The organism is Devosia sp. XGJD_8, assembly GCF_046614475.1.
Lineage (GTDB): Bacteria > Pseudomonadota > Alphaproteobacteria > Rhizobiales > Devosiaceae > Devosia.
The window spans coordinates 713,653-734,351 of record NZ_JBKJHF010000001.1 but is presented as its reverse complement, the minus strand read 5'-3'; the positions used below and the strand labels follow the sequence as shown (position 1 = coordinate 734,351).

The 20,699-nt window shown below is 65.4% G+C and carries 18 protein-coding genes and 1 tRNA gene; 6 read left to right on the top strand and 13 right to left on the bottom strand.

The genetic code is table 11. The annotated features are described in order from the left end of the window. Positions 1 to 2: 2 nt before the first annotated feature. Genes ACLI1C_RS03385 through ACLI1C_RS03375 form a run of 3 tightly spaced genes read left to right on the top strand, consistent with a single transcriptional unit; the run spans position 3 to position 2,847 of the window. Positions 3 to 938 (top strand): carbohydrate ABC transporter permease, encoded by a 936-nt coding sequence (locus ACLI1C_RS03385; protein WP_411395444.1) that lies wholly within the window; start codon positions 3 to 5, stop codon positions 936 to 938. Continuing rightward, on the top strand, positions 935 to 1,759 hold the full coding sequence (locus ACLI1C_RS03380; RefSeq protein WP_411395443.1) for a carbohydrate ABC transporter permease: 825 nt from the start codon (positions 935 to 937) through the stop codon (positions 1,757 to 1,759). Before ACLI1C_RS03385 ends, ACLI1C_RS03380 begins: the two co-directional genes overlap by 4 nt. A gap of 14 nt (positions 1,760 to 1,773) precedes the next feature. After that, positions 1,774 to 2,847 (top strand): ABC transporter ATP-binding protein, encoded by a 1,074-nt coding sequence (locus ACLI1C_RS03375; protein ID WP_411395442.1) that lies wholly within the window; start codon positions 1,774 to 1,776, stop codon positions 2,845 to 2,847. A 25-nt stretch (positions 2,848 to 2,872) separates the two neighbouring features. On the opposite strand, the gene ACLI1C_RS03370 is transcribed toward ACLI1C_RS03375, so the two are convergent. The 13 genes from ACLI1C_RS03370 to ACLI1C_RS03310 all read right to left on the bottom strand — a co-directional run bounded on the left by ACLI1C_RS03370 (position 2,873) and on the right by ACLI1C_RS03310 (position 18,008). Beyond that, positions 2,873 to 3,235: a DUF2200 domain-containing protein gene (locus tag ACLI1C_RS03370; protein ID WP_411395441.1), complete on the bottom strand. Its 363-nt coding sequence runs from the start codon at positions 3,233 to 3,235 to the stop codon at positions 2,873 to 2,875. Between the two features lie 91 nt (positions 3,236 to 3,326). Next, positions 3,327 to 4,931, bottom strand: coding sequence for a GMC family oxidoreductase (locus ACLI1C_RS03365; RefSeq protein WP_411395440.1), 1,605 nt, complete (start codon positions 4,929 to 4,931; stop codon positions 3,327 to 3,329). After that, the gene (locus tag ACLI1C_RS03360) at positions 4,928 to 6,424 is read right to left on the bottom strand and encodes an FGGY-family carbohydrate kinase (protein WP_411395439.1); all 1,497 of its coding nucleotides are present in this window, start codon (positions 6,422 to 6,424) and stop codon (positions 4,928 to 4,930) included. Before ACLI1C_RS03360 ends, ACLI1C_RS03365 begins: the two co-directional genes overlap by 4 nt. Positions 6,425 to 6,427: 3 nt before the next feature. Next, the gene (locus tag ACLI1C_RS03355) at positions 6,428 to 7,264 is read right to left on the bottom strand and encodes a class I fructose-bisphosphate aldolase (RefSeq protein WP_411395438.1); all 837 of its coding nucleotides are present in this window, start codon (positions 7,262 to 7,264) and stop codon (positions 6,428 to 6,430) included. Then, complete coding sequence (locus ACLI1C_RS03350; protein WP_411395437.1) at positions 7,261 to 8,943, bottom strand: glycerol-3-phosphate dehydrogenase/oxidase; 1,683 nt, start codon at positions 8,941 to 8,943, stop codon at positions 7,261 to 7,263. The genes ACLI1C_RS03355 and ACLI1C_RS03350 overlap by 4 nt, the downstream gene beginning before the upstream one ends. Further along, positions 8,940 to 9,932, bottom strand: coding sequence for an aldo/keto reductase (locus ACLI1C_RS03345; protein WP_411395436.1), 993 nt, complete (start codon positions 9,930 to 9,932; stop codon positions 8,940 to 8,942). Before ACLI1C_RS03345 ends, ACLI1C_RS03350 begins: the two co-directional genes overlap by 4 nt. Beyond that, complete coding sequence (locus tag ACLI1C_RS03340) at positions 9,922 to 10,902, bottom strand: sugar-binding transcriptional regulator (RefSeq protein WP_411395435.1); 981 nt, start codon at positions 10,900 to 10,902, stop codon at positions 9,922 to 9,924. Before ACLI1C_RS03340 ends, ACLI1C_RS03345 begins: the two co-directional genes overlap by 11 nt. Positions 10,903 to 10,935: 33 nt before the next feature. Next, positions 10,936 to 11,859, bottom strand: a complete 924-nt coding sequence (locus ACLI1C_RS03335; RefSeq protein WP_411398202.1) for an ABC transporter permease — start codon at positions 11,857 to 11,859, stop codon at positions 10,936 to 10,938. Between the two features lie 95 nt (positions 11,860 to 11,954). After that, positions 11,955 to 13,487, bottom strand: coding sequence for a sugar ABC transporter ATP-binding protein (locus tag ACLI1C_RS03330; RefSeq protein ID WP_411395434.1), 1,533 nt, complete (start codon positions 13,485 to 13,487; stop codon positions 11,955 to 11,957). Between the two features lie 72 nt (positions 13,488 to 13,559). After that, the gene (locus ACLI1C_RS03325) at positions 13,560 to 14,534 is read right to left on the bottom strand and encodes a substrate-binding domain-containing protein (protein WP_411398200.1); all 975 of its coding nucleotides are present in this window, start codon (positions 14,532 to 14,534) and stop codon (positions 13,560 to 13,562) included. Positions 14,535 to 14,897: 363 nt separating this feature from the next. Further along, positions 14,898 to 14,974 (bottom strand) — tRNA-Arg (locus ACLI1C_RS03320). Between the two features lie 129 nt (positions 14,975 to 15,103). Next, positions 15,104 to 16,531 (bottom strand): ATP-binding protein, encoded by a 1,428-nt coding sequence (locus tag ACLI1C_RS03315; protein WP_411395433.1) that lies wholly within the window; start codon positions 16,529 to 16,531, stop codon positions 15,104 to 15,106. A 52-nt stretch (positions 16,532 to 16,583) separates the two neighbouring features. Continuing rightward, positions 16,584 to 18,008 (bottom strand): FAD-dependent oxidoreductase, encoded by a 1,425-nt coding sequence (locus ACLI1C_RS03310; protein WP_411395432.1) that lies wholly within the window; start codon positions 18,006 to 18,008, stop codon positions 16,584 to 16,586. A gap of 232 nt (positions 18,009 to 18,240) precedes the next feature. Here ACLI1C_RS03310 and rpmH point away from each other — a divergent pair, with 232 nt between their 5' ends. From rpmH to yidC, 3 genes are read left to right on the top strand one after another with little or no spacing between them, the layout of a single operon-like run. Next, positions 18,241 to 18,375, top strand: a complete 135-nt coding sequence (gene rpmH / locus ACLI1C_RS03305) for a 50S ribosomal protein L34 (RefSeq protein ID WP_046136922.1) — start codon at positions 18,241 to 18,243, stop codon at positions 18,373 to 18,375. A 14-nt stretch (positions 18,376 to 18,389) separates the two neighbouring features. Next, positions 18,390 to 18,794 (top strand): ribonuclease P protein component, encoded by a 405-nt coding sequence (gene rnpA / locus ACLI1C_RS03300; RefSeq protein WP_411395431.1) that lies wholly within the window; start codon positions 18,390 to 18,392, stop codon positions 18,792 to 18,794. Then, positions 18,791 to 20,623 carry a membrane protein insertase YidC gene (yidC, locus tag ACLI1C_RS03295; RefSeq protein ID WP_411395430.1) on the top strand — a complete coding sequence of 611 codons (1,833 nt, stop codon included), beginning with the start codon at positions 18,791 to 18,793 and terminating at the stop codon, positions 20,621 to 20,623. The genes rnpA and yidC overlap by 4 nt, the downstream gene beginning before the upstream one ends. Positions 20,624 to 20,699 lie beyond the last annotated feature (76 nt).

The window sequence follows — 20,699 nt, the reverse complement described above, 5'->3', positions numbered from 1 at the left end:
CCATGACTGAAACCGTGACGTCCGTTCCGGGCGCTCCTGACCAGACCAAGCGGCTCCCCCCATCGCGGGGGAGCCGCAAGGCCACCATGACAGCCGTGCTGTTCATTGCGCCGGCGGCAATCGCCTACGCCGCCTTCGTGCTCGTGCCGCTGGCCATGAGCTTTTACTATTCCTTCCTGCGCTGGGACGGCATTGGCGAGGCCCGCTTTCACGGCCTGACCAATTACATCACCGTCCTGACCGACAGCGATCTGCTGCAGATCATCGGCAATGCGTTCCAGCTTGTGCTGTATTTCACCATCATCCCCGTCGGTCTGGGCCTCGCCGTTGCCTCGGCCATTCGCGGGCAGATGGCCGGCCGCTTCGGCACGGTCACCCGCACGGTGCTGTTCCTGCCCCAGGTCATTCCGCTGGTGGCCGCCGGCATCGCATGGAGCTGGATGTTTGCCTCCACCGGTCTCGTCAACCAGACGCTCAAGACCATCGGCCTTTCGAGCTGGGCGCGCGGCTGGCTGGGCGATTTCGTCTGGGCGCTGCCGGCCGTCGGCGTCATCGGCGCCTGGGTGCTGCTGGGTCTTTGCACCATGCTGCTGGTCACCGGCATCACCAAGATCGATGCCAGCCTCTATGAGGCGGCCCGCCTCGACGGTGCGCGGCCCTGGCATGAATTCCGCTACATCACCCTGCCCGGCCTGCGCCAGGAGATCGGCGTCTGCATCACCGTGACCGTCATCGCGGCGCTGGCGAGCTTTGACATCGTCTATATCTCGACCCAGGGCGGCCCCGGCATCACCACGACCGTGCCGGGCCTTGAAATCTATCGCCTGGCCTTTGCGCATCGACAGGTGGGGCTGGCCTCGGCGCTCGCCATCGTCCTCATGGTTCTCGTGCTGATTTCCATCGCCCCGGTCCAGTGGTTCACGCGGGACAAGAAATGAACACTCCCGCTCCCAACACACTGGTCGCCCGCGGCCTGATCATCGTCCTGATGCTCGTCACGCTGCTGCCGTTTCTCAGCATGTTCTCGGCGGCTTTGGCGCCGCAGGGCACCTATCCCAATGGCCTGCAATGGCCGGCCGATCCGCAATGGGGCAATTTTGCCCGGGCCTTCGAAGTCGCCAAGATGGATCAGCTGCTGCTGTCCAGCACGCTTATCGTGCTGGGCGTGGTGCCCGTCGCGGTGCTGATCGCCACCATGGCCGGCTATGGCCTCGCCAAGCTGACGACCAAGAAATACAAGTGGCTCTACCTGGTCTTCGTCTTCGGCCTGACGCTGCCCTTCGAGGCCGTCATTACGCCGCTCTACTACGAGGTCCGGGCGCTGGGGCTGCTCAATACGCGCTTTGCAATCATCCTGCCGCTGATCGGGCTCTACATGCCCTTTGGCGTCTACTGGATGCGCGCGCATTTCCTCAATGTGCCGCATGACCTCACCGAGGCTGCCCAGCTCGACGGCGCGACGCGCTGGAAGGAATTCCTGCTGGTGCAGGTGCCGCTGGCGCGTCCGGCCATCATGTCGCTGACCATCCTGCTCTTCCTGTGGACCTGGAACCAGTTCCTGCTGCCGGTCGTGCTGGTGCAGGACCCGATGCAGCGCACAATGGCGGGTGCTCTGGGCGCCTTCCAGGGCCAGTGGGGCACCGATATTCCGCTGCTCTGCGCCGGCTCGCTGCTCATCCTCACGCCAACCGTCGTGCTCTTTCTCATCTTCCAGCGCCAGTTCGTCGCCGCCCTGATGCAGGGCGCGGTCAAGGGCTAACCCGGAGACTTTCCATGGCAGGGCTTACCCTCCGATCCGTCTACAAGAATTATGGCGATGTCCCCGTCATCAAGGGCGTCGACCTTGACATCCAGCACGGCGAGTTCGTGGTTTTCGTCGGTCCTTCCGGCTGCGGAAAATCGACGCTGCTGCGCATGATCGCGGGGCTCGAGGACATAACCGGCGGCGAAGTCCGCATCGGCGATCGGGTGGTCAACGATGTGGAGCCGCGCGACCGTGGCGTCGCCATGGTTTTCCAGTCCTACGCGCTCTATCCGCATATGAGCGTCTACGACAATGTGGGCTTTGGCCTCAAACTGGCCAACACGCCCAAGGATGTGCGCGACCGCAAGATCCGCGAAGCGGCAAAGGTGCTGCAGATGGAGCATCTGCTCGGGCGCAAGCCGGCCCAGCTGTCCGGCGGGCAGCGCCAGCGTGTCGCCATCGGCCGCGCCATCGTGCGCCAGCCGGATGTGTTCCTGTTCGATGAGCCGCTGTCCAACCTCGATGCCGCCCTGCGCGTCGACATGCGCATGGAACTGGCGCGCCTCCATCACGACCTCGATGCCACCATGATCTACGTCACCCACGACCAGGTCGAAGCCATGACGCTGGCCGACAAGATCGTGGTGCTCAATGGTGGCATCGTGCAGCAGGTGGGCTCCCCGCTCGAACTCTACAATGCGCCTGCCAACCTGTTCGTCGCCGGCTTCATCGGCTCGCCCAAGATGAACCTGCTGACGGGGCAATTCGACATGGTCGACAACCAGCTGCAGGTCGTTGCCGATGGCGTGTCCTTCCGGCTTCCCAAAGCCCCCGGCACCCTCGCCAGGGGCGGTGCCGTCACCCTGGGCATCCGACCCCACGAATTCGCGCTGGATGCTGCAGGCCCGGTCAAGGGAATCGTTCAGCTGGTCGAGCAGCTTGGCAACGAAACGGTCGTGCGTGTTCGTCTCGACAATGCCAGCGAGATTACCGCGGTGCTCCCCGGGCAGGAAACGCTCAAGGTAGGCTCGACCGTGTCGCTCGGTTTCGACCCGGGCCACGTCCACCTTTTTGGCGCGGACGGCAATCGCATCAGCCCATAGCCAGGCCAGCGGCCTGGCTTTCCCGTCAGGCCGGCGCCTTGCGCAGGATCTTGTCCATCGCCTTGCCCTTGGCCAGCTCGTCCACCAGTTTGTCGAGATAGCGGATTTCGCGCATCGTGCCGTCTTCAAGGTCCTGCACGCGCACGCCGCAGACCACACCCGTGATCAATGATCGGGATGGATTCATGCCAGGCGCCTCGGCGAAGAAGTCCTCGAAACTGGTCTGTTTGGCCAGTTCCTGGTCCAGCGTCTCCTGGCTGTGACCGGTCAGCCAACGGATGATCTCGTCGACCTCGGCCCTGGTGCGCCCCTTCTTCTCCGCCTTGGCCACATAGTGTGGATAGACGCTCGCCACGCTGACCGAGAAGATACGATGCCTGTTCTCCATGCGTCCTCCCCGCGTGATGCCGCATCCAAAGATGCCATGATCGGGGAAAGCTTGAAAGCGCAAGGTAACCGGCAAATCTGCCGGGCAGCGGCTAGCGGCCTCGGCGAATAAAGTCGGCGGCGCGCTCGGCAATCATGATGACCGGCGAATTGGTGTTGCCGGAAACGATGGTGGGCATGATGGACGCGTCCACGATCCGGATGCCGGCAAGCCCATGTACGCGCAACTGGCTGTCCACCACCGCCATGGAATCCGATCCCATCTTGCAGGTGCCCACCGGATGGAAAATCGTGGTGGCGATATCGCCGGCCTTGGCCGCCAGTTCCGCATCGCTGGCAAATTGTGGTCCGGGCAGCATTTCCTCGGGTTCATAGCGGGCGATGGCCTTGGTCCGCATCAGGCTGCGCGCGTGGCGGATGGAATTGGCTGCAACGTGCCGGTCCGCGTCGGTCGAGAGGTAGTTGGGCCGGATCAAGGGGGCCGCGCTTGGGTCCGGCGTCGCCAGATGGATGGTGCCGCGGCTCTCCGGGCGCAGGTTGCAGACCGAGACCGTCACGGCGTCGAACCTGTGCAGCGGTTCGCCCAGGCGGTCGGTGGAGAGCGGCTGGACGTGATATTCGAGGTCGGGCGTGGCCATGCGCGGATCGGACCGGGCAAAGATGCCAAGCTGGCTGGGCGCCATGGAGAGCGGACCGCTGCGTCGCAGCGCATATTCGAGCCCCATGCCGGCGCGCGTCATAAGGTTATGGTAGCGCGTGTTGAGCGTGCGGGCATTGCGCACCTTGAACACGGTGCGGATCTGCAGGTGGTCCTGCAGGTTCTCGCCCACGCCATCAAGCTGATGCCGAACGGGGATGCCCAGTGAACCCAATAGGTCGGGGCGGCCGATGCCGGAGAGTTCGAGCAGCTTGGGGGAATTGACGGCCCCGGCGGCCAGGATCACTTCGCGACCGGCGCGGGCAGTCCGGCGCTGGCCACCCTGCTGGAAGACGACCCCGGTGACCTTGCTGCCCTCGAGCATCAGGCTTTCGGCCTCCGCTCCTGTCAGCACGCGCAGGTTGGGGCGGCCCAGGGCGGGGCGAAGGAAGGCCTTGGAGGTGTTCCAGCGCACCCCACCGCGCTGGTTGACCTCGAAATAGCCCGAGCCGAAATTGTCGCCGCCATTGAAATCGGCGACGCGCGGAATGCCCAGTTCTTCGGCGGCGGCCTGGAAGGCATCGAGAATCGGCCAGGAGAGGCGCTGTTTTTCCACCCTCCACTCGCCGCCGGCATGATGACCCTTTGACGGTCCGGCATGGTGATCCTCGGACTTGAGGAAGAATGGCAGGACATCATCCCAGCCCCAGCCGACATTGCCCTGCTGGCGCCAGCCATCATAGTCGGCGGCCTGGCCGCGCATATAGATCATGCCGTTGATCGAGGAGCATCCACCCAGCACCTTGCCACGCGGATAGGGCAAGGCGCGGCCGTTGAGCCCGGGCTCCGGCTCGGTCTTCATCATCCAGTCGGTGCGCGGATTGCCCATGCAATAGAGATAGCCGATCGGGATATCGACCCAGTGGTAGCGGTCGCTGCCGCCCGCCTCGAGCAGCAGCACGCTGTGCCTGGGGTCCTGGCTCAGCCGATTGGCCAGCACGCAACCGGCCGAGCCGGCGCCGACGATGATGAAGTCATATTGGCCGTCGTCAGCAGTCATGGCTGGCCCAGTTTTGCCCAGACGGGCGTCATGGCCCGTACCAGTTCGGTATAGGTTTGCCGGCGCGCGGCATAGTGCGGACTGGCATGTGATTGCGGGACGTAGTGGCGCGCCGGTGCCGTCATGGCCCGCGTGCCTGAAGCATAATCGGCGAACAGCCCGACGCCGGTTCCTGCCGCGATGGCTGCGCCCAGCGCCCCGGTTTCGCGACTGCGCGACACGTTGACCGGCACTTCCAGCACATCGGCAAAGATCTGCGGCCAGACCGAGCTGCGCGATCCGCCGCCCGAAAGGGTCGCCGAGGAAATCTCGGCCCCGGCCTGCCGCAGCACGTCGAGATGGCGGGCATGCTCGAACACTACGCCTTCGAAGAGAGCACGCAGCATGTGCGCCCGGCCGTGCCAGCCGCCGATGCCGTAGAAGCCGGCTCGCGCCCGCCCATCCTGTTGCGCACCATAGAGGAACGGATGGTAGATCGGCATATCCTCAGAGGCATCGACAGAGGCGACCAGATCGCTGGCGAGGCCAAAGCGATCCCCCGGCGCGTCACCCATGAACTGATGCACGAGCCATTCGAGATTGGCCGCCGAGGTGGCGCTCGATTCAATCGCCAGCCAGCGGGTCCGGTCGAAACTCGATTGCATGAAGACCGGGGGCTGGTCGATCGGCTGGTCCAGCACCACCTGGTTGATGCTCCAGCTGCCGGCAATGATAGATGCCTGACCGGTTGCCGCGACGCCCGAGCCCAAGGCACTTGCAACCACGTCGAACAGTCCGGCGATGACGGGCGTTCCGGCCACGAGCCCGGTCGCAGCCGCCACTTCGGGGGTGACATGCCCGGCAATGTCGGCGCTTTCGAGCAGTTCGGGCAGCATGGGCATAGCGTCGGCCAGACCGTAAAGCGCCATCAGATCGGCGTCATAGTGGCGGCCCGGAACCGAGATCAGGCCGCAGCCGGACATGTCGGTGGTCTCGCTGACCCGCGCGCCAGTCAATTTCCCGACAACGAAATCCTTGCAGAGCAGCACAGTGCCGATCTGGTTATAGAGGTCAGGACGGTGCCGCTTGACCCAGGCGAGCAGCGTCGGCGTCTGGGCCGACCATGGACCCTGGCGGCAGATTGGATAGGTGCGGGCGCCCAGGTTCGCTGCCGCCCATTCGCCGACGAGGTCCACGGCTCGCGTATCGAGCGACTGGATGCCGATGAGCGGCTGGCCGGCACGGTCCAGCGCGTAAAGCCCATTGCCATGCCCGGCGCATCCGATGGCGCGGATATGGGCAGCATCGATGCCGGCCTTGGCGATGCAGGCCGAAATCACGGTGACGGCGTTGGCCCAGAGTTCATCCAGGTCGCGTTCGACATGGCCGGGTGCGGGCTGGCTCGCATGGCCATCCTGCGCCACGACGGCCAGTTCGCGTCCATCGGCAGCATCGAACAGGGCGGCCTTGATGACGGTATTGCCCGCATCCAGGCCCAGCAGATAATCGGGCATATCCTATCCTCGCTCGTAGATGGACCAGGCATCGGCGCCGCTGGCGCCGTCGTGGATCAGTGCCATCAGGCCCCGCACCACGGCGCCGGGATTGGCGTGCTGGTAGATGTTGCGGCCATAGACCATGCCCATGGCGCCCTGCCCCATCAGCGCCGCCGACTTGTCGAACACGGCACGCAGGTCCTCCTTGCCCCCGCCGCGCACCAGCACCGGGCAGCGCGCGGCCTCGACGACCCGGTGGAAGTCCCCCGGATCGGTCGTGGGGTCGGCCTTGACGATATCGGCGCCCATTTCGCGGGCGAGCCGGGTAAGCGTCACGATCTTCTCGGCATCGCCATCGACCATGTAGCCGCCACGGTCGGAATTGGGCAGCATGACCAGCGGCTCGATCATCAGCGGCATGCCATAGCGGTCGCAATCGGCCCGCACACGGGCGATGTTGCTGACGCATTGCCGGAACAGGTCCGGCTCGTCGGGCAGCATGAAGAGGTTCACCACGACGCAGGCAGCATCCATCTGCAACGCCCCGATCAGCGGATCGGCCTCGTTCTGCAGCACAGCCCACATGGAGCGGTGACGCTGGCGGTTATAGGGATTGCCCATGTCGATGCGCATGACCAGGGCGGGCTTGTCCTTGCCGGGTCGCGACTGCAACAGGTCGGCCTGGCCGAAGTTCATCTGGATGGCATCTGGCCGGGCCTCGACCAGGGCATCAACCACGCCGGGCATGTCTTCCAGCCCATCGAGAAAACTCGGCTCGTTGCAAACACCGTGATCGATGGCGACGTCGAGGCACTTGCCCTGGCCAAAGAGGCGGTTGAAGCGGAATTTCTGGCTCATGCAGTTGTCCTCTGGTCACGGCGGGAAAGGGTTTCGGCGCTGAGCCCGTGGCGGCTGGCCAGCAGATCGAGGAAGGCCTGCCTCTCGGCATTCGTGCGCTCGCTCGTCCAGCCCCTGGCCCCCGAGAGCAGATCGAGGCAACGGGTGATGACCGCCAGCGACAGTGCGCCGGTAATGGCAATGGTGGTGCGGCGGATCAGCAGGTCGGCCAGCGTTTCGACCTGTTCATGGGCAATGAGATGGCTGAGTTCAGCCGCCGAATGGCCCGCAATATCCGCGTCGGGGCCGAAGCCTTCAGCCAGGTCAGCGGCACTGGTGCCATAGCGCTCCAGCAGCACGGCAATGCGCGGTTTCGGCAGGCCGGTGCCCGCGGCAAGATCGGCAATCCAGCGCGCCGGGTCCGTCGGATAGTCGCGGCCGCCGCCGATGGGCAGCGCTGCCGTGTCGATGGTGCGGGCGACATCCAGCCGCTCCATGGCCGTGTCGGCAGCCAGGGCGCCGAAGGAGCGGAAGGTGGTCCACTTGCCACCGATCATGCAGAGCACCGGCGGCTTACCTTCGATCATCTCGCAGAAATGGTCGCGCGGAATGCGCCCGGTCACCGCCGCAGCGCTGGCCGGGAGCGGGCGCACGCCGGCAAAGCGGAAGACGATGTCCCCCGGCGCTATGACAATGCCGGGAAATATCTGGGCGAGCGAGGCGAGGATATAGTCCTGCTCGGACGGACTGGCGATGGCCGCGTCGGGATCGTCGATGCGCATGTCAGTGGAGCCGACCAGCACCTTGCCAAGATAGGGAAAGGCGATGCAGATGCGCCCGTCCTCGTTCTCGTAGTAGATCATCTGCCCATCCAGCGCCCGGTAGAGCGCGGCATTGTCGACGATGAGGTGCGAGCCCATCGTCCCGCCGATCAGACGTGGGGCATCCGTGCCGATGGCAGCATTGGTGAGGTCGATCCAGCCACCAGTGGCATTGATGACGAGGCTTGGCCGAACCGAAATCTCGCTGCCGCCAATGCCGTCGCGCAGCAACAGCCCTGAGCCATTCGAGGCCACCGACATATGATTGAGCGCCAGTCCGCCGGCCGCGACCCCCTCGGAGAGCATTTCGAGTGCCAGCCGTTCGGGGCGGCTGACCCAGGCATCGTAGTAGGTCGCCGAGGCCCGGGCGCCGGGATTCAGGTCGGGAAACAGCGTCCGGGTCCTGGCGCGGCCGTGAAAGGCGTGCGGCGGCAATGCCCGGCGGCCGGCGGTGAAGAGATCATAGAGCGACAGGCCCAGCTTGATCAGCACGGCGCCGCGCCGACCCTGCCGGCGGGAGAGCCGCAGGAAGCGCAGGGCGCCGCTGGTCAGGCCGGAAAACACGCCGAAAATCGGCACCGTGGTGGGCAAGGGGCGGACGTAGTGCGGCGCGTTGGCCAGCAAGAGGTCGCGCTCGAGCAGGCTTTCGCGCACCAGCTTGAACTCGCCGTTTTCGAGGTAGCGCAGGCCGCCATGCACCATGCGCGACAGCGCGCCGCTGGCGCCCGAGCAGTAGTCGGCCTTGTCGGCCAGCACGACATTGACGCCATTGAGCGCCAGTTCGCGGAACACCGAAATGCCGTTGATTCCGCCGCCAATGACCAGCACGTCGGGCTCGGGCCGGGCCTTGATCTGGTCTATGATGGCCTGGCGGATCATGGAATGGCGGCGAGATGGGTGGCGCGGGCGGCGTCGATCCGGGCAAGGTCGGCGGCGTCGAGGCGGAGGCAGGCGGCGCGGGCATTGTCGAGCGCCTGGGCGGGGTCGCGGGCGCCGCAGAGGGCGAAGGTGATGCCCGGCTGGGCCAGCGTCCAGGCGATCACCAGCTGGGCGACACTGGCCTGATACCGGTCAGCAAGCGGCAAGATTGCCGCGGCAAAGCTGGCAGCATGCTGGCGGTTCTCTTGCGAGAATCTCGGATCGGCGGCGCGCTGGTCGTCGCCCTCGAATTTGCGGGTGGCGGAGACCTTGCCCGTCAGCAGGCCGAGCGCCAGCGACGAGTAGCTCAGCGTCGAAACACCGGCGGGTTGGGTCAGGGGTAGCAGCGTTTGCTCGATGCCCCGGTCGAGCATGGAATAGCGCTCCTGGATGGCGTCGAGCGGACCGGCGGCGAGGTAGGCGGCCAGGTCATCGGGGGTGACATTGCTGGCGCCGATGGCGCGGATCTTGCCCTGCTGCTTGAGGCGCAGCAGCGCATCCATCGTTTCGGCGATGGGGGTGGTCGGATCCTGCCAATGGGTGATGTAGAGGTCGATATGGTCGGTGCCGAGGCGCTTGAGGCTCTGCTCGACCTCGAGGGCAATGCCGTCGGCGCCGAGATAGCGATGGACCGGCGTGCCATCCTCCTCAAAGAAGCGATTGCCCTTGCCGCTCTGCCAGTTGAGGCCGCATTTGGTGGCGATCACCACCTTGTCGCGCTTGCCGGCAATGGCGCGGCCCACCAGTTCCTCGCTGCGGCCAAGGCCATAGGCGGGGGCGGTATCGATGAGAGAGATGCCGGCATCGATCGAGGCCTCGATGGCCCGGATGGAGGCGGCCTCGTCGGTGCCGCCCCACATCCAGCCGCCGATGGCCCAGGTGCCCAGCCCGACGGCCGAGGCCCTTATGCCGGAGCGGCCGATGTGGCGCGTCAGAACCTCAGGCGACATGCTGCTTGCTTTCCATGGCGGTCAGCACCGCCGCGGCGGTGACCTCGTCGATGACAAGGGATTTGAGGAAGCGGCCATTGAGGGCGGCCTGGATGGGCAGCACCTTCTCGGTGCCGGCGGCGACCCCGATAACCTGCGGGCAGCGCAGCAGTTCGGCCGGATCGAGCGCCACCAGCCGCGAATTGAGCTCGAAATCGGCGACGCTGCCATCGGCATGGATGAGGTGGGCCATCATCTCGCCGCTGACGCCCTCCTTGAACAGCGCATCGCGGTCGGCGGCCGAGATGGGATGGAGGTCATAATAGCTCGAGCCGGGCGTGCGGATGGAGCCGATGCCCACCAGCGCGACGGAGGCCTGGCGGGCCAGGTCGAACACGTCGCGGATCGAGGCCATGTCCATCAGCATATCGCGCTGCTCGCGGCTCTCGGCAAAGAGTGGCGCATGGACCAGCATGGTCTTGCCGCCAAGCCGGTCGGCCAGTTGCGTGGCCAGGTGATTGACGTCGGTATAGAACTTGCCCTGCACGCCGCCAGTGAGCGGCACGACGGTGACGTCGAAGGCGCGTTCGGGCTGCAGGTTGTCGACGATGGCGCTGACCGCCTTGCCGCCGGTGATGGCGATGACGTCGCCGTCGCGCAGGGTTTCGAGCAGCTGGTTGGCGGCGGCGCGCCCCACCTGCTGCAGGGTGGATTCGGCGCTGCCCGGCACGGTGGGGGTCACCACGGCACTGACCAGCCGCGCGATATCCATCAGGCGCTGCTCGAGTTCGACCAGGCGCTGGAACGGGCTTTCGATATCGATCCGCACCATGCCGAGCTTGCGGCCCTGGGTGATCAGCCGGTTGACCTTGGAGGTCGACAGGTTGAGCTGGCTGGCAATGGCCTGCTGGGTCAGCCCGTCCATGAAATGCAGCACCAGCACGGTATAGATCTGGCGAATGGCTTCGAAGTCTTCTTTTTTGTCGGTCATGATACTACCCACAGCTGTTCCGGTTGCCCGACTCTAGCCGCGTCTCTTGTTGAGGTAATGGTCGATGGTGACGGCGGTGAGCAGGATCGAGCCGCGGATGATGTCCTGCCAGTAGACCGAGACATCGAGCAAGGCGAGCGAGCTGGAGACGACAGACAGCAGGATGGTGCCGAGGATGGCGCCGAAGATCGTGCCCGTGCCGCCCGACAGGCTTGCCCCGCCGATCACCGCCGCGGCTATGACATTGAGCTCCATGCCCATGCCGAAGGTCGGCTGGGCCGAGCCGAAGCGGGCCATGTAGATGATGCCGGCAATGCCGCAGAGCGCCGAGCACAAGGTGGTGGTGGCAAAGACCACCTGCCTGGTCTGGATGCCCGAATAAGCCGCCGCCTTGGGGTTGGAGCCGGTATAGAACACCTTGCGGAACAGGGTGGTGCGCCGCAGCATGAAGTCAAAGGCGACCACGACGACGACGAAGATCACCAAGACGATGGGGATGACGCCGATCGAGCCCTGGCCGATGAACTTGAAGCTCTCGGGCAGTTCATAGAGGCCCAGCGGCCGTCCGCCGGTGCCCAGCAGGCACAGGCCGCGCGCGATCACCATCACGGCCAGCGAGACGATGAAATGGTGCAGCCCCACCCTGGTGACGAAGAAGCCCATGATGGCGCCGATCGCCGTGCAGGCGGCAATGGCGATGGCTGAAGCCAGCCAGGGGTCCATGCCGTTGAGAAACAGCAGGCCCGCGATCACCATGGCCAGCGCCGTGACCGAGCCGACCGACAGGTCGATGCCGCCCGAAATCAGCAGGATGGTCATGCCCACCACGACGATGCCTTCGACGGCAAAGGCCATGGCCATGGCCCGCATATTGGTCCAGGTCAGGAAATAGGGCGAGGCGAAGGACATGGCGATGAACAAGGCCAGGATGATCAGGATCAGCCCGGTCTCGCGCATGCGCAGGGCCTTGCCGGCGACGCTCAGCGGTCCGGCGCTGCCGCGCTGCCCGGTCTGGGACGACAGCGCTGCGGCTGCCAGGGGTCTTTCCATCATCATGCCACCTGCTGCTGTTCGTTGCCGACGGAGGCCAGATAGATGATCCGGTCCTCGGTCATGTCGTCCCCGGCCACTTCGCCGGCTATTCGCCCCTCGCGGATAACAAGCACCCGGTCGCAGACCCCGATGAGCTCGGGGAGCTCGGAGGAAATGACGACCACGCCGACGCCCCTGTTGGCGAGGTCGCGGATGATGCGGTGGATTTCGGCCTTGGCGCCGACATCGACGCCGCGGGTCGGCTCATCGAGAAAGATCACCTTGGGATCGACCGAGAGCAGCTTGGCGATTGCCACCTTCTGCTGGTTGCCACCCGAAAGGGCGGAGACCGGCTGGCCGATACTGCCATATTTGAGGTTGAGCCGGGCTCCCAGCCGCTGGGCCTGGGCAGCTTCGCGCCCGTCATCGATGATGCCGGCGGCGCCGGCGACCTGCCGCAACCGCAGGGCGGACACATTGGAGGCGATGGACATGTCGAGGAAGAGGCCATCGCCCTTGCGATCCTCGGAGAGATAGACCAGCCCCTCGGCAATACTGTCGCCATAGTGGCGCAACGCCAGCGGGCGTCCCATCAGGCTCACCGCGCCGGTGACTTCGCCCTCGAGGCGGCAGATGCCCTTGACGATCTCGCTGCGGCCGGCCCCGATCAACCCAGCCAAGCCCACGATCTCCCCCTTGCGCAGTGCAAAGGAAATGTCGCGGAAGCGGCTGGCCTCAGTCAGGCCCCGCACATCGAGGATGATTTCGTCGGAGCGATCTTCCAGGCGCTGCTTGGCCGGATAGAGTTCATCGATCACGCGCCCGACCATGGCGCTGACCACGGCGTCCGGCGAGGTTTCGGCTACGTCCATGGTCGTGATGTATTGCCCGTCGCGGAATACCGTCACCCGGTCGCAATTGGCAAAGATCTCGGCCATGCGGTGGGTGATGTAGATGATCGAAATGCCCTGCGCGGCGAGCTTGTGCATGATTTCGAACAGGACCTTGGCCTCGCGCTCGGTGAGCGCGGCGGTGGGTTCATCGAGGATCAGCACCCGGCAATCGAGGGTCATTGCCTTGGCGATCTCGACCAGCTGCTGCTGGGAAATCGACAGGGTGCGGACCAGGGCGGCCGGATCGATATCGCCGAGGCGGCGCAGGATATCGGCAGCCCTGGCCTGCAGCGCGGCATAGTTCATCAGCGGCGCGCGGCTGGAATTGGTGGTGGCCATGAAGATATTCTCGGCCACGGTGACATCGGGGCACAGGGCAATCTCCTGGTGCACGAAGCCGATGCCCAGCTTCTGCGCCATGGCGGGAGACTTGATGGAGACCGGCTGGCCATCGAGCTCGATCGTGCCGCTATCGGGCGCGAGGATGCCGTCGATGACATTCATCAGCGTCGACTTGCCGGCGCCGTTCTCCCCGGCCAGGGCGTGGATCTCGCCGCGGCGCAGTTCGAACTCGACTCCGCGCAGGGCCCGGATCGGGCCGAAGGACTTGCTGAGGCCGGTGATCCTGAGAATGGGGTGCTGTGCCGCGTCCGCCGACATGTCCGCTGACCTTGTTCTATTGGAGGTGGGAACCGCGCCGCCCGGAGGCGACGCGGCTGGGTGCAGCCGGGATCAGGTGGGATCGCGGCCTTCCATGTAGACATTGAGGTCAAAGGAGTCGGCATTGTCCTTGGTGATGACGGCAAAGCCGTTATCGACGAAGGGCACCTGCATCGGGTTGTAGCCCGAGACCTTGTAGTCATTGAACGGGTCGAACAGTTCGGGATGGGCGCCCATGAAGGTGACCATGAAGCCCATGAAACCCTGCACGCCCTGATTGGGATTGAGCGCCATGTGGATATTGCCGGCCCGGATATGTTCGAGCGTGGTCGGCGTCACGTCGGCATGCATGATCAGCACATCGGCATTGGCTTCGAGCACCGCCGTGACGGCGCCCTCGGCCGAACCGGCTTCGGGGATCCACAAGGCGGCCAGTTCGGGATTGGCCTGCAGGATGGATGCCGTCGCGCGATAGGCCGCGTTGCTGTCCTGGTTGGTGGCCTGGCGGCCGACCAGCTTCATATTGGGATAGTTGGCTTCCATATAGTCGATCAGCGCGGTGACGCGCAGGTCGTGGTTGGACTGGCCCGGATTTTCCAGCACGGCATATTCGGCCGCGTCGCCGACCTGGGCGACGATTTCCTCGGCAGCGAACTTGGCCTCGGCCAGATTATCCGAGGTGATGTAGGCGGTGCGCCTGGAATTGGGGCTGTCGGCGGCAAAGGTGGTGACCGAGACGCCGCTGTCGATGGCCCGGTTGATCGGCTCGATGAAGGGGTCCGACTGCATGGGATGCAGCAGAACACCGGCCGGGCTCTTCACCAGGTCCTGCTCGAACGAGGCGATCTGCTTGGTGATGTCATAGTCCGGCGTGCCCGAGAATACGGTCTCGCAGCCCATGGCCTCGGCCGCCTGCTTGAAGCCCTGGTAGACGGGCACCCAATAGGGATGCGCCGACACCATGACATTCATGATATAGGTCTCGCCCGGCGCGCATTTGAACCCCTCCTGCGCGACGGCGCCGCCGGGCATCAGAGCAAGGCTCATCAGCACCGTGGCTGCGGCACCGGTCAATCCGATGGTCTTCATACGTCTCCTCCTCTATCCCTCCGCGCCCGGGCCGACCCTGCGGTTCATGTCCCGGTACGCAAGAAATTTCACATTGCGAATTTTCTCGCAATAGTTGGATAGAAGCAGGGCAAAGACGGAGAGTCAACAGATCTGCAAGAAATTTGTGACGATGAAATTTATCTCACGCCTAAGCTGAAAGCCAGGCCTATCGGATGGCTGCCTGCGCGGCGGCAGGATACCGGCGGGCACAAGGCCGCGGCGAAGCGCATAGCCGAAATGGACTAGCAGCGTGACCACAATGGCCCCGCATCGGATGCCGAGAGGCAAGAACTGGAGAAATGGCGCGCCCTAAGAGATTCGAACTCCTGACCCCCAGATTCGTAGTCTGGTGCTCTATCCAGCTGAGCTAAGGGCGCGCACTGCCGAGTGATCGGCGGTTCAGGCGGAGGCACAAGTGCTCTTCGGCCTGAAGCGGGGCAACCCATACATGGGCGATCCGGGCTTGGCAAGCGCGCAGGTGACAGTTTTTCGTCAATGCGCACCGGCTAGGCGCGGATGCGCAGACTGGCGGGGAGAATGAGGTCGAAACGGGTACCGGCCGGCTGGTCGGCCAGCACCAGCCGGCCGCCATGGGCTTCGGTGATTTCGCGGGCGATGGCGAGGCCCAGGCCCGTGCCGCCGGCTCGGGCCGATCCCTCGAAGGCGACAAAGAGGTTGTCACGCGCGCGGGGCGGCAGACCGGGGCCGTTGTCGGCGACAGAGAGGATGATGCTCTCACCCTCCTCGCTCATGCTGACCGAGACCTGTGGCGCGGCAATGGCCGGGGCCGCTTCCAGCGCCTCGCGGGCATTCTTGAGCAGGTTGAGAAATACCCGCCCCATCTGGGCGGCGTCGACATTGAGCACCAGCGTCTCGGAAACCTGATCGGCAAAGACAATGCTGGGATGGCCGACCAGGCGCGCCTCGAAGGCCGCATCCTCGAGCAGCGCCCGCATCGACACCGGCGCCAGCACCGGCAGCGCGGCGGTCTCGCGGCCATAATCGAGCACGGACTGGGCAAAGCCGATGGCCTTGTCCAGCGTCGTGACAAGGCGCGGCGCCAGGCGCTGCACCTTGGGATCGTCCAGCGTCGCCACCTGGTCGGAAAGCAGCTGCGCCGAGGTCAGCGTGTTGCGCAGGTCATGATTGATCTTGGCGACGGCCAGACCCAGATCGGCCAGGTGGCGGCGCTGGCGCAGCATGGAGAAGAGGTCCGATTCCATCGCCGCCAGTTCGCGCTCGACAATGCCGATCTCGTCGCGCCGCGCCGAGGGGACGATGACGAGGCTGGCATTTTCCGGCGCCTGGCGGAAGGCGAGGATATTCTGGGTCAGGCGGCGGACGGGATAGATGAAGAGATAGCTGGCCAGGAGATAGAGCGCGACTGCGGTAATGGCGGCAATGGCCAGCGAGACGACGCCGATCTGGCGGGAATAGGCCAGCATGTCCTGTCGCAGCGGGCGCTCGGACATCAGCAGCTCGACAAGGCTCTCGTCGAGATCGCCTTCCCCCACGATGCGCAGGGTGCGGCCGGGGCCGGCAAACAGGGTATCCATGGCACCCATGATCAGCGACATCAGATCGCGCTGGCGCATGTCGGCCGTGACGACGACATCGGGGGTGACCGGATTGGCCAGCTCGATCAGCTGGCTCTGGCCCTCGCGGCGATAGACGATGGCATAGGCGCCCGCCGAGGTCAGCAGGCGGTCGGTCAGGTTGCGGGGCAGCGCCATGACGTCGGGCACGGCATCGAGCACGCGGGCCGCCACGACGCCGACGCGCAGGCGGTCGTCGATCCAGCTGGCGCGGAAATTGGCGAGGGAGGGCAGATAGACCACGATCTCGACCAGAAGTATCACCGCGATGATGGTGGCGATGAGCTTGATCGAGAGGCCGGAGAACCGGCTGGGCAGGACGCTGCGTTCGGCTGTCATGTCAATTCATTATAGGCAAAGCCACCGGTTGCGTAAGCCCCCGGCGCGGCCTTCACGGCCGCAATCGCGCGAGCATGGGCAGGCGCTGCGCCCAGCTGCGCGGGGGGTGAAGGGCGATGAACTGGTCGGCCAGACCGGCCAGCGTCGCCAGAAGGCTCGGCTCGGGCAGCGCGAGCCGGTCCAGTTCGGCAAGATTGAGGCCGCGGGCCATGGCCAGCGCCAGGATGGCGATGGTTTCGCCGCCCCCCGGCCCCACCGCGCCCGCGCCCAGGATGGTGCCATGGCCGTCGACAACCAGCTTGACCACGCCCCGGGCGAGGCCAGTGGCAAGGGCCGTGTCATTTTCGGCAAGGTTGGCGCGCAACACGGTCTGGCCGAGTCGCAGGTCCCGATCCGAATCGAGCAGGCCGACCTGCGCCAGCGCCGGCTGGGTCTGCACCAGGCGCGGCACGTGGAGCGGGTCGAGCTGGCCCTTGCCTTGTCCGAGCAGGCGATCGACGAAGAGAGCGGCCTGCCGAACGCCGATATGGGGTTCGGCTTCCCCGGCGGCGCCGCCAATGGCGCTGATACGGGAGTTCGAAGTCTGCCCGTTGGGGCCGAGCAGCAGGCGATCGGGACGCGGGCGGTCGCGGCGGAGCCTGGCCGGGTCGAGCAGGCCGGGATCGAGATCAGGCACGCGGCCCATGGCGACCAGGATATGGGAGACGTCGAGGCTCTCGTCGCCCGCCCCGGCCAGCATGATGCCGGTGCCTTGGCTGCGCGGCTGGATGGCGCTTACTTCCGCCGTGTCGAGAATGACGACACCCTCCTCGCGCAGTTCGCGCAGCAGGATGGCGACCAGCTCGCTGTCAAAGCCCGGCAACAGGCCGCCCTGCGGCACCAGCGTCACGGCGGAGCCCAGCCGCCGATAGGCCTGGGCCAGTTGCAGAGCCGCCGGCGTGCCGCCGATGACGATGAGATGGCTGAGCTTGCGGATATTGTCGGCAATGCTGTCGGGGGTGAAATAGGCTACCTGGTCGAGACCGGGCAGCGCGGGAATCACGGGCTTTGCACCAGTGGCCAGCGCGAAGTGGCGGGCGCGGACGGCGGTCTCGCCGCAGCGCAGGGTCTGGCGGTCGGTAAAGGCGGCGGCCCCTGCGAGGACGGTAATGCCCAGCCCGGCGAGGCGCTCATCGGCGTCGCGGGGGCTGGCGGCGTCGGCAATGGCCGCGGCGCGTTCGCCTATGGTGCGGAAACTGGGCTTGGGCTCGGCATTGTCGAGGCCGAGCTGGCCGGCGGTGCGGATGGCCTGGGCGCGCTCGGCGCTGGCGGCAAAGGCGGCGCGGCGCAGGCTGCCCGCGGCTGTGTCGCCAGCCTCCTCGCTGGAGCGGCGCACCAGAACCACATCGAGGCCGCGCTGGCGGGCCCGGATGGCCAGGCCGATGCCGAGTGCGCCGGCGCCAATGACGCAAAGGTCAGGTTTGAGAGTGTCTGCCATACCGCCAACGGCCAGATGGAATGCTTGCTGGCGACTTATGCGGTGATACTGTCGCGAAAACAACGGGGGATGGCGCGCAAGGAAGTGGGTGCGGGCGCGTTGACTTGGGGATGAGTTTTCCCTATAGACCCCACCAACCCGCACATGGGGCGTGCAACGCTTCCCTTGTGTCTGAAATTCCTGCTTGTGCAGAGCCAAACTAGAGGAACCGTGCCCGGCGCGGTTTGATGTCATGAAGCGTACATACCAGCCGTCCCAGCTCGTGCGTGCCCGCCGTCACGGTTTCCGTGCCCGTATGGCCACCAAGGACGGTCGCGCGATCATCAACAAGCGCCGCCGCGACGGCCGCAAGAAGCTCACGGCCTAAGGCGCCGTGGCCGGATGACGGCCATCGGGCACAGGCCTGACGCGCTGCGTCGGCTGATCAAGCGTTCCCAGTTTCAACGGGCTGCCCGGGGCAATCGCGCCGGGCGCTCTGCGTTTGGGCTGCAGGCGATCGCGTCCGAGGACGCGCAGCCGGGTGTCGGCTTCACCGTCACCAAGAAAACCGGCAATTCTCCCGAACGCAACCGCATAAAACGCCGCCTTCGCGCGGCTGTGACAGCATGCGCGCGTGACTTTGCTCCTCACCATGACTATGTGCTGGTCGGACGAAGGGAAGCGCTGAGCGAACCCTTCGCCAAGCTGGTTGCCGATCTGGGCGCGCTGATCGTGCGCGTCCACGCTCCCAGATCGACAGACCAGCGACACTCTTCCGGCCGCGGCCCACGGAAACCCAGACAATGACCGACAATCGCAATGTGATCATCGCCATCGTGCTCAGCATGGTCGTGCTGTTTGGCTGGCAGTTCTTCGTCGCCGGCCCGCAGCTGGAACGCGCCCAGCAGCAGGCCCAGATTGCCGCCGAACAGGCGCAGAGCGAGGCCGCCCTGGCAACGCCCGCCGCCACGGTCAGCGCCGATGGCACCGCGGCGCCCGCCGCCGATGGCAGCGCGGTCTATGCCGACCGGGCGGCCGCCATTGCCGCCACGCAGCGCGTTGCCATCGACACGACCGACCTGCATGGCTCGATCAATCTCACCGGTGCGCGGCTCGACGACCTCGAGCTCAAGCAGTATCGCGAGACGGTCGATCCCGATTCCCCGATCATTACGCTGCTGACCCCGGCCGGCGCCCCCGGCGCGTATTTTGCCGAGCAGGGCTGGGTGCCCGCCGCCGGCGCCTCGATTGCCGTGCCCAACGGGCAGACCGTCTGGACGCCGGAAGGCGACGCCACCACGCTGACCGAGGCGACCCCAGTCACCCTGCGCTGGGACAATGGCGCGGGCCTCGTGTTCCGCCGCACCTTCGCGGTCGACGAGCACTACCTGTTCACCGTCACCCAGACGGTCGAGAATACCGGCGCAGGCGATGTGGCCCTGTTCCCTTATGCCCGCGTTGCCCGCCACGGCACGCCCCAGGTCGCCAATTTCTTCATCCAGCATGAAGGCCCGCATGGCGTGCTGGGCAGCAACAACATGATCTCGAAGAAATACAGCGACCTGCAGAACGACCAGCAGGTCCGCTTCGACAACACCACGGGCTGGCTGGGCATTTCCGACAAATACTGGGCCACCGCCGTGCTGCCCGTGCCCAGTGCCACCATCAATGCGCTGTTCTCGTGGAAGAATACCGGCAGCTATGACGACTACCAGACGAGCTTCGTGGAAACGACGCCAGTGGTGGTCGCACCCGGCGCGACGGCGACCCACGAGAGCTATCTGTTTGCCGGCGCCAAGGAAGAGGCCGTCATCGCCTCCTACCAGCAGCAATATGGCTTTGACCGCCTCGACCTGCTGATCGACTGGGGCTGGCTCTTCTTCATCACCAAGCCGATGTACTACCTGCTGACCTTCCTCAACGGCATTATCGGCAATTTCGGCGTCGCCGTGCTGGCCGTGACCGTTATCGTCAAGGCGCTGTTCTTCCCGCTGGCCAGCCGCTCCTATGCCTCGATGGCCGCCATGCGTCGCGTGCAGCCGGAGATGAAGGCCATCCAGGAGCGCTTCAAGGAAGACCGCCCGGCCCAGCAGCAGGCGATGATGGAGCTCTACAAGAAGGAGAAGATCAATCCGCTGTCCGGATGCTGGCCCATCCTGATCCAGATCCCGGTCTTCTTCGCGCTCTATACCGTCATCTTCATCAGCCTCGACATGCGCCATGCGCCGTTCTTCGGCTGGATCCAGGATCTGGCCGCGCCTGATCCGACCAATATCTTCACCCTGTTCGGCCTGATCCCGTGGGATCCAACCGTCCTGCCCATCATCGGCAGCTTCCTGCATCTGGGCATCTGGCCGGTCATCATGGGCATCACCATGTGGGTGCAGATGAAGCTCAATCCGCCGCCGCCCGATCCGACCCAGGCGATGATCTTCAACTGGATGCCGGTGATCTTCACCTTCATGCTGGGCACGTTCCCGGCGGGCCTGGTGATCTACTGGGCCTGGAACAATACCCTGTCGGTGACCCAGCAGTGGTTCATCATGAAGCGCCATGGCGCCGAGGTGAATCTGCTGGGCAATATCCTCGACAGCTTCAAGCGCAAGCCCAAGGCTGCCGAGCCGACCAAGTCCTGATCGCCACAAACGATCAATCATGCTACTGCCCGCCGGACACCTCCGGCGGGCTTACTATTTGTCTGGTCGCGCTTCC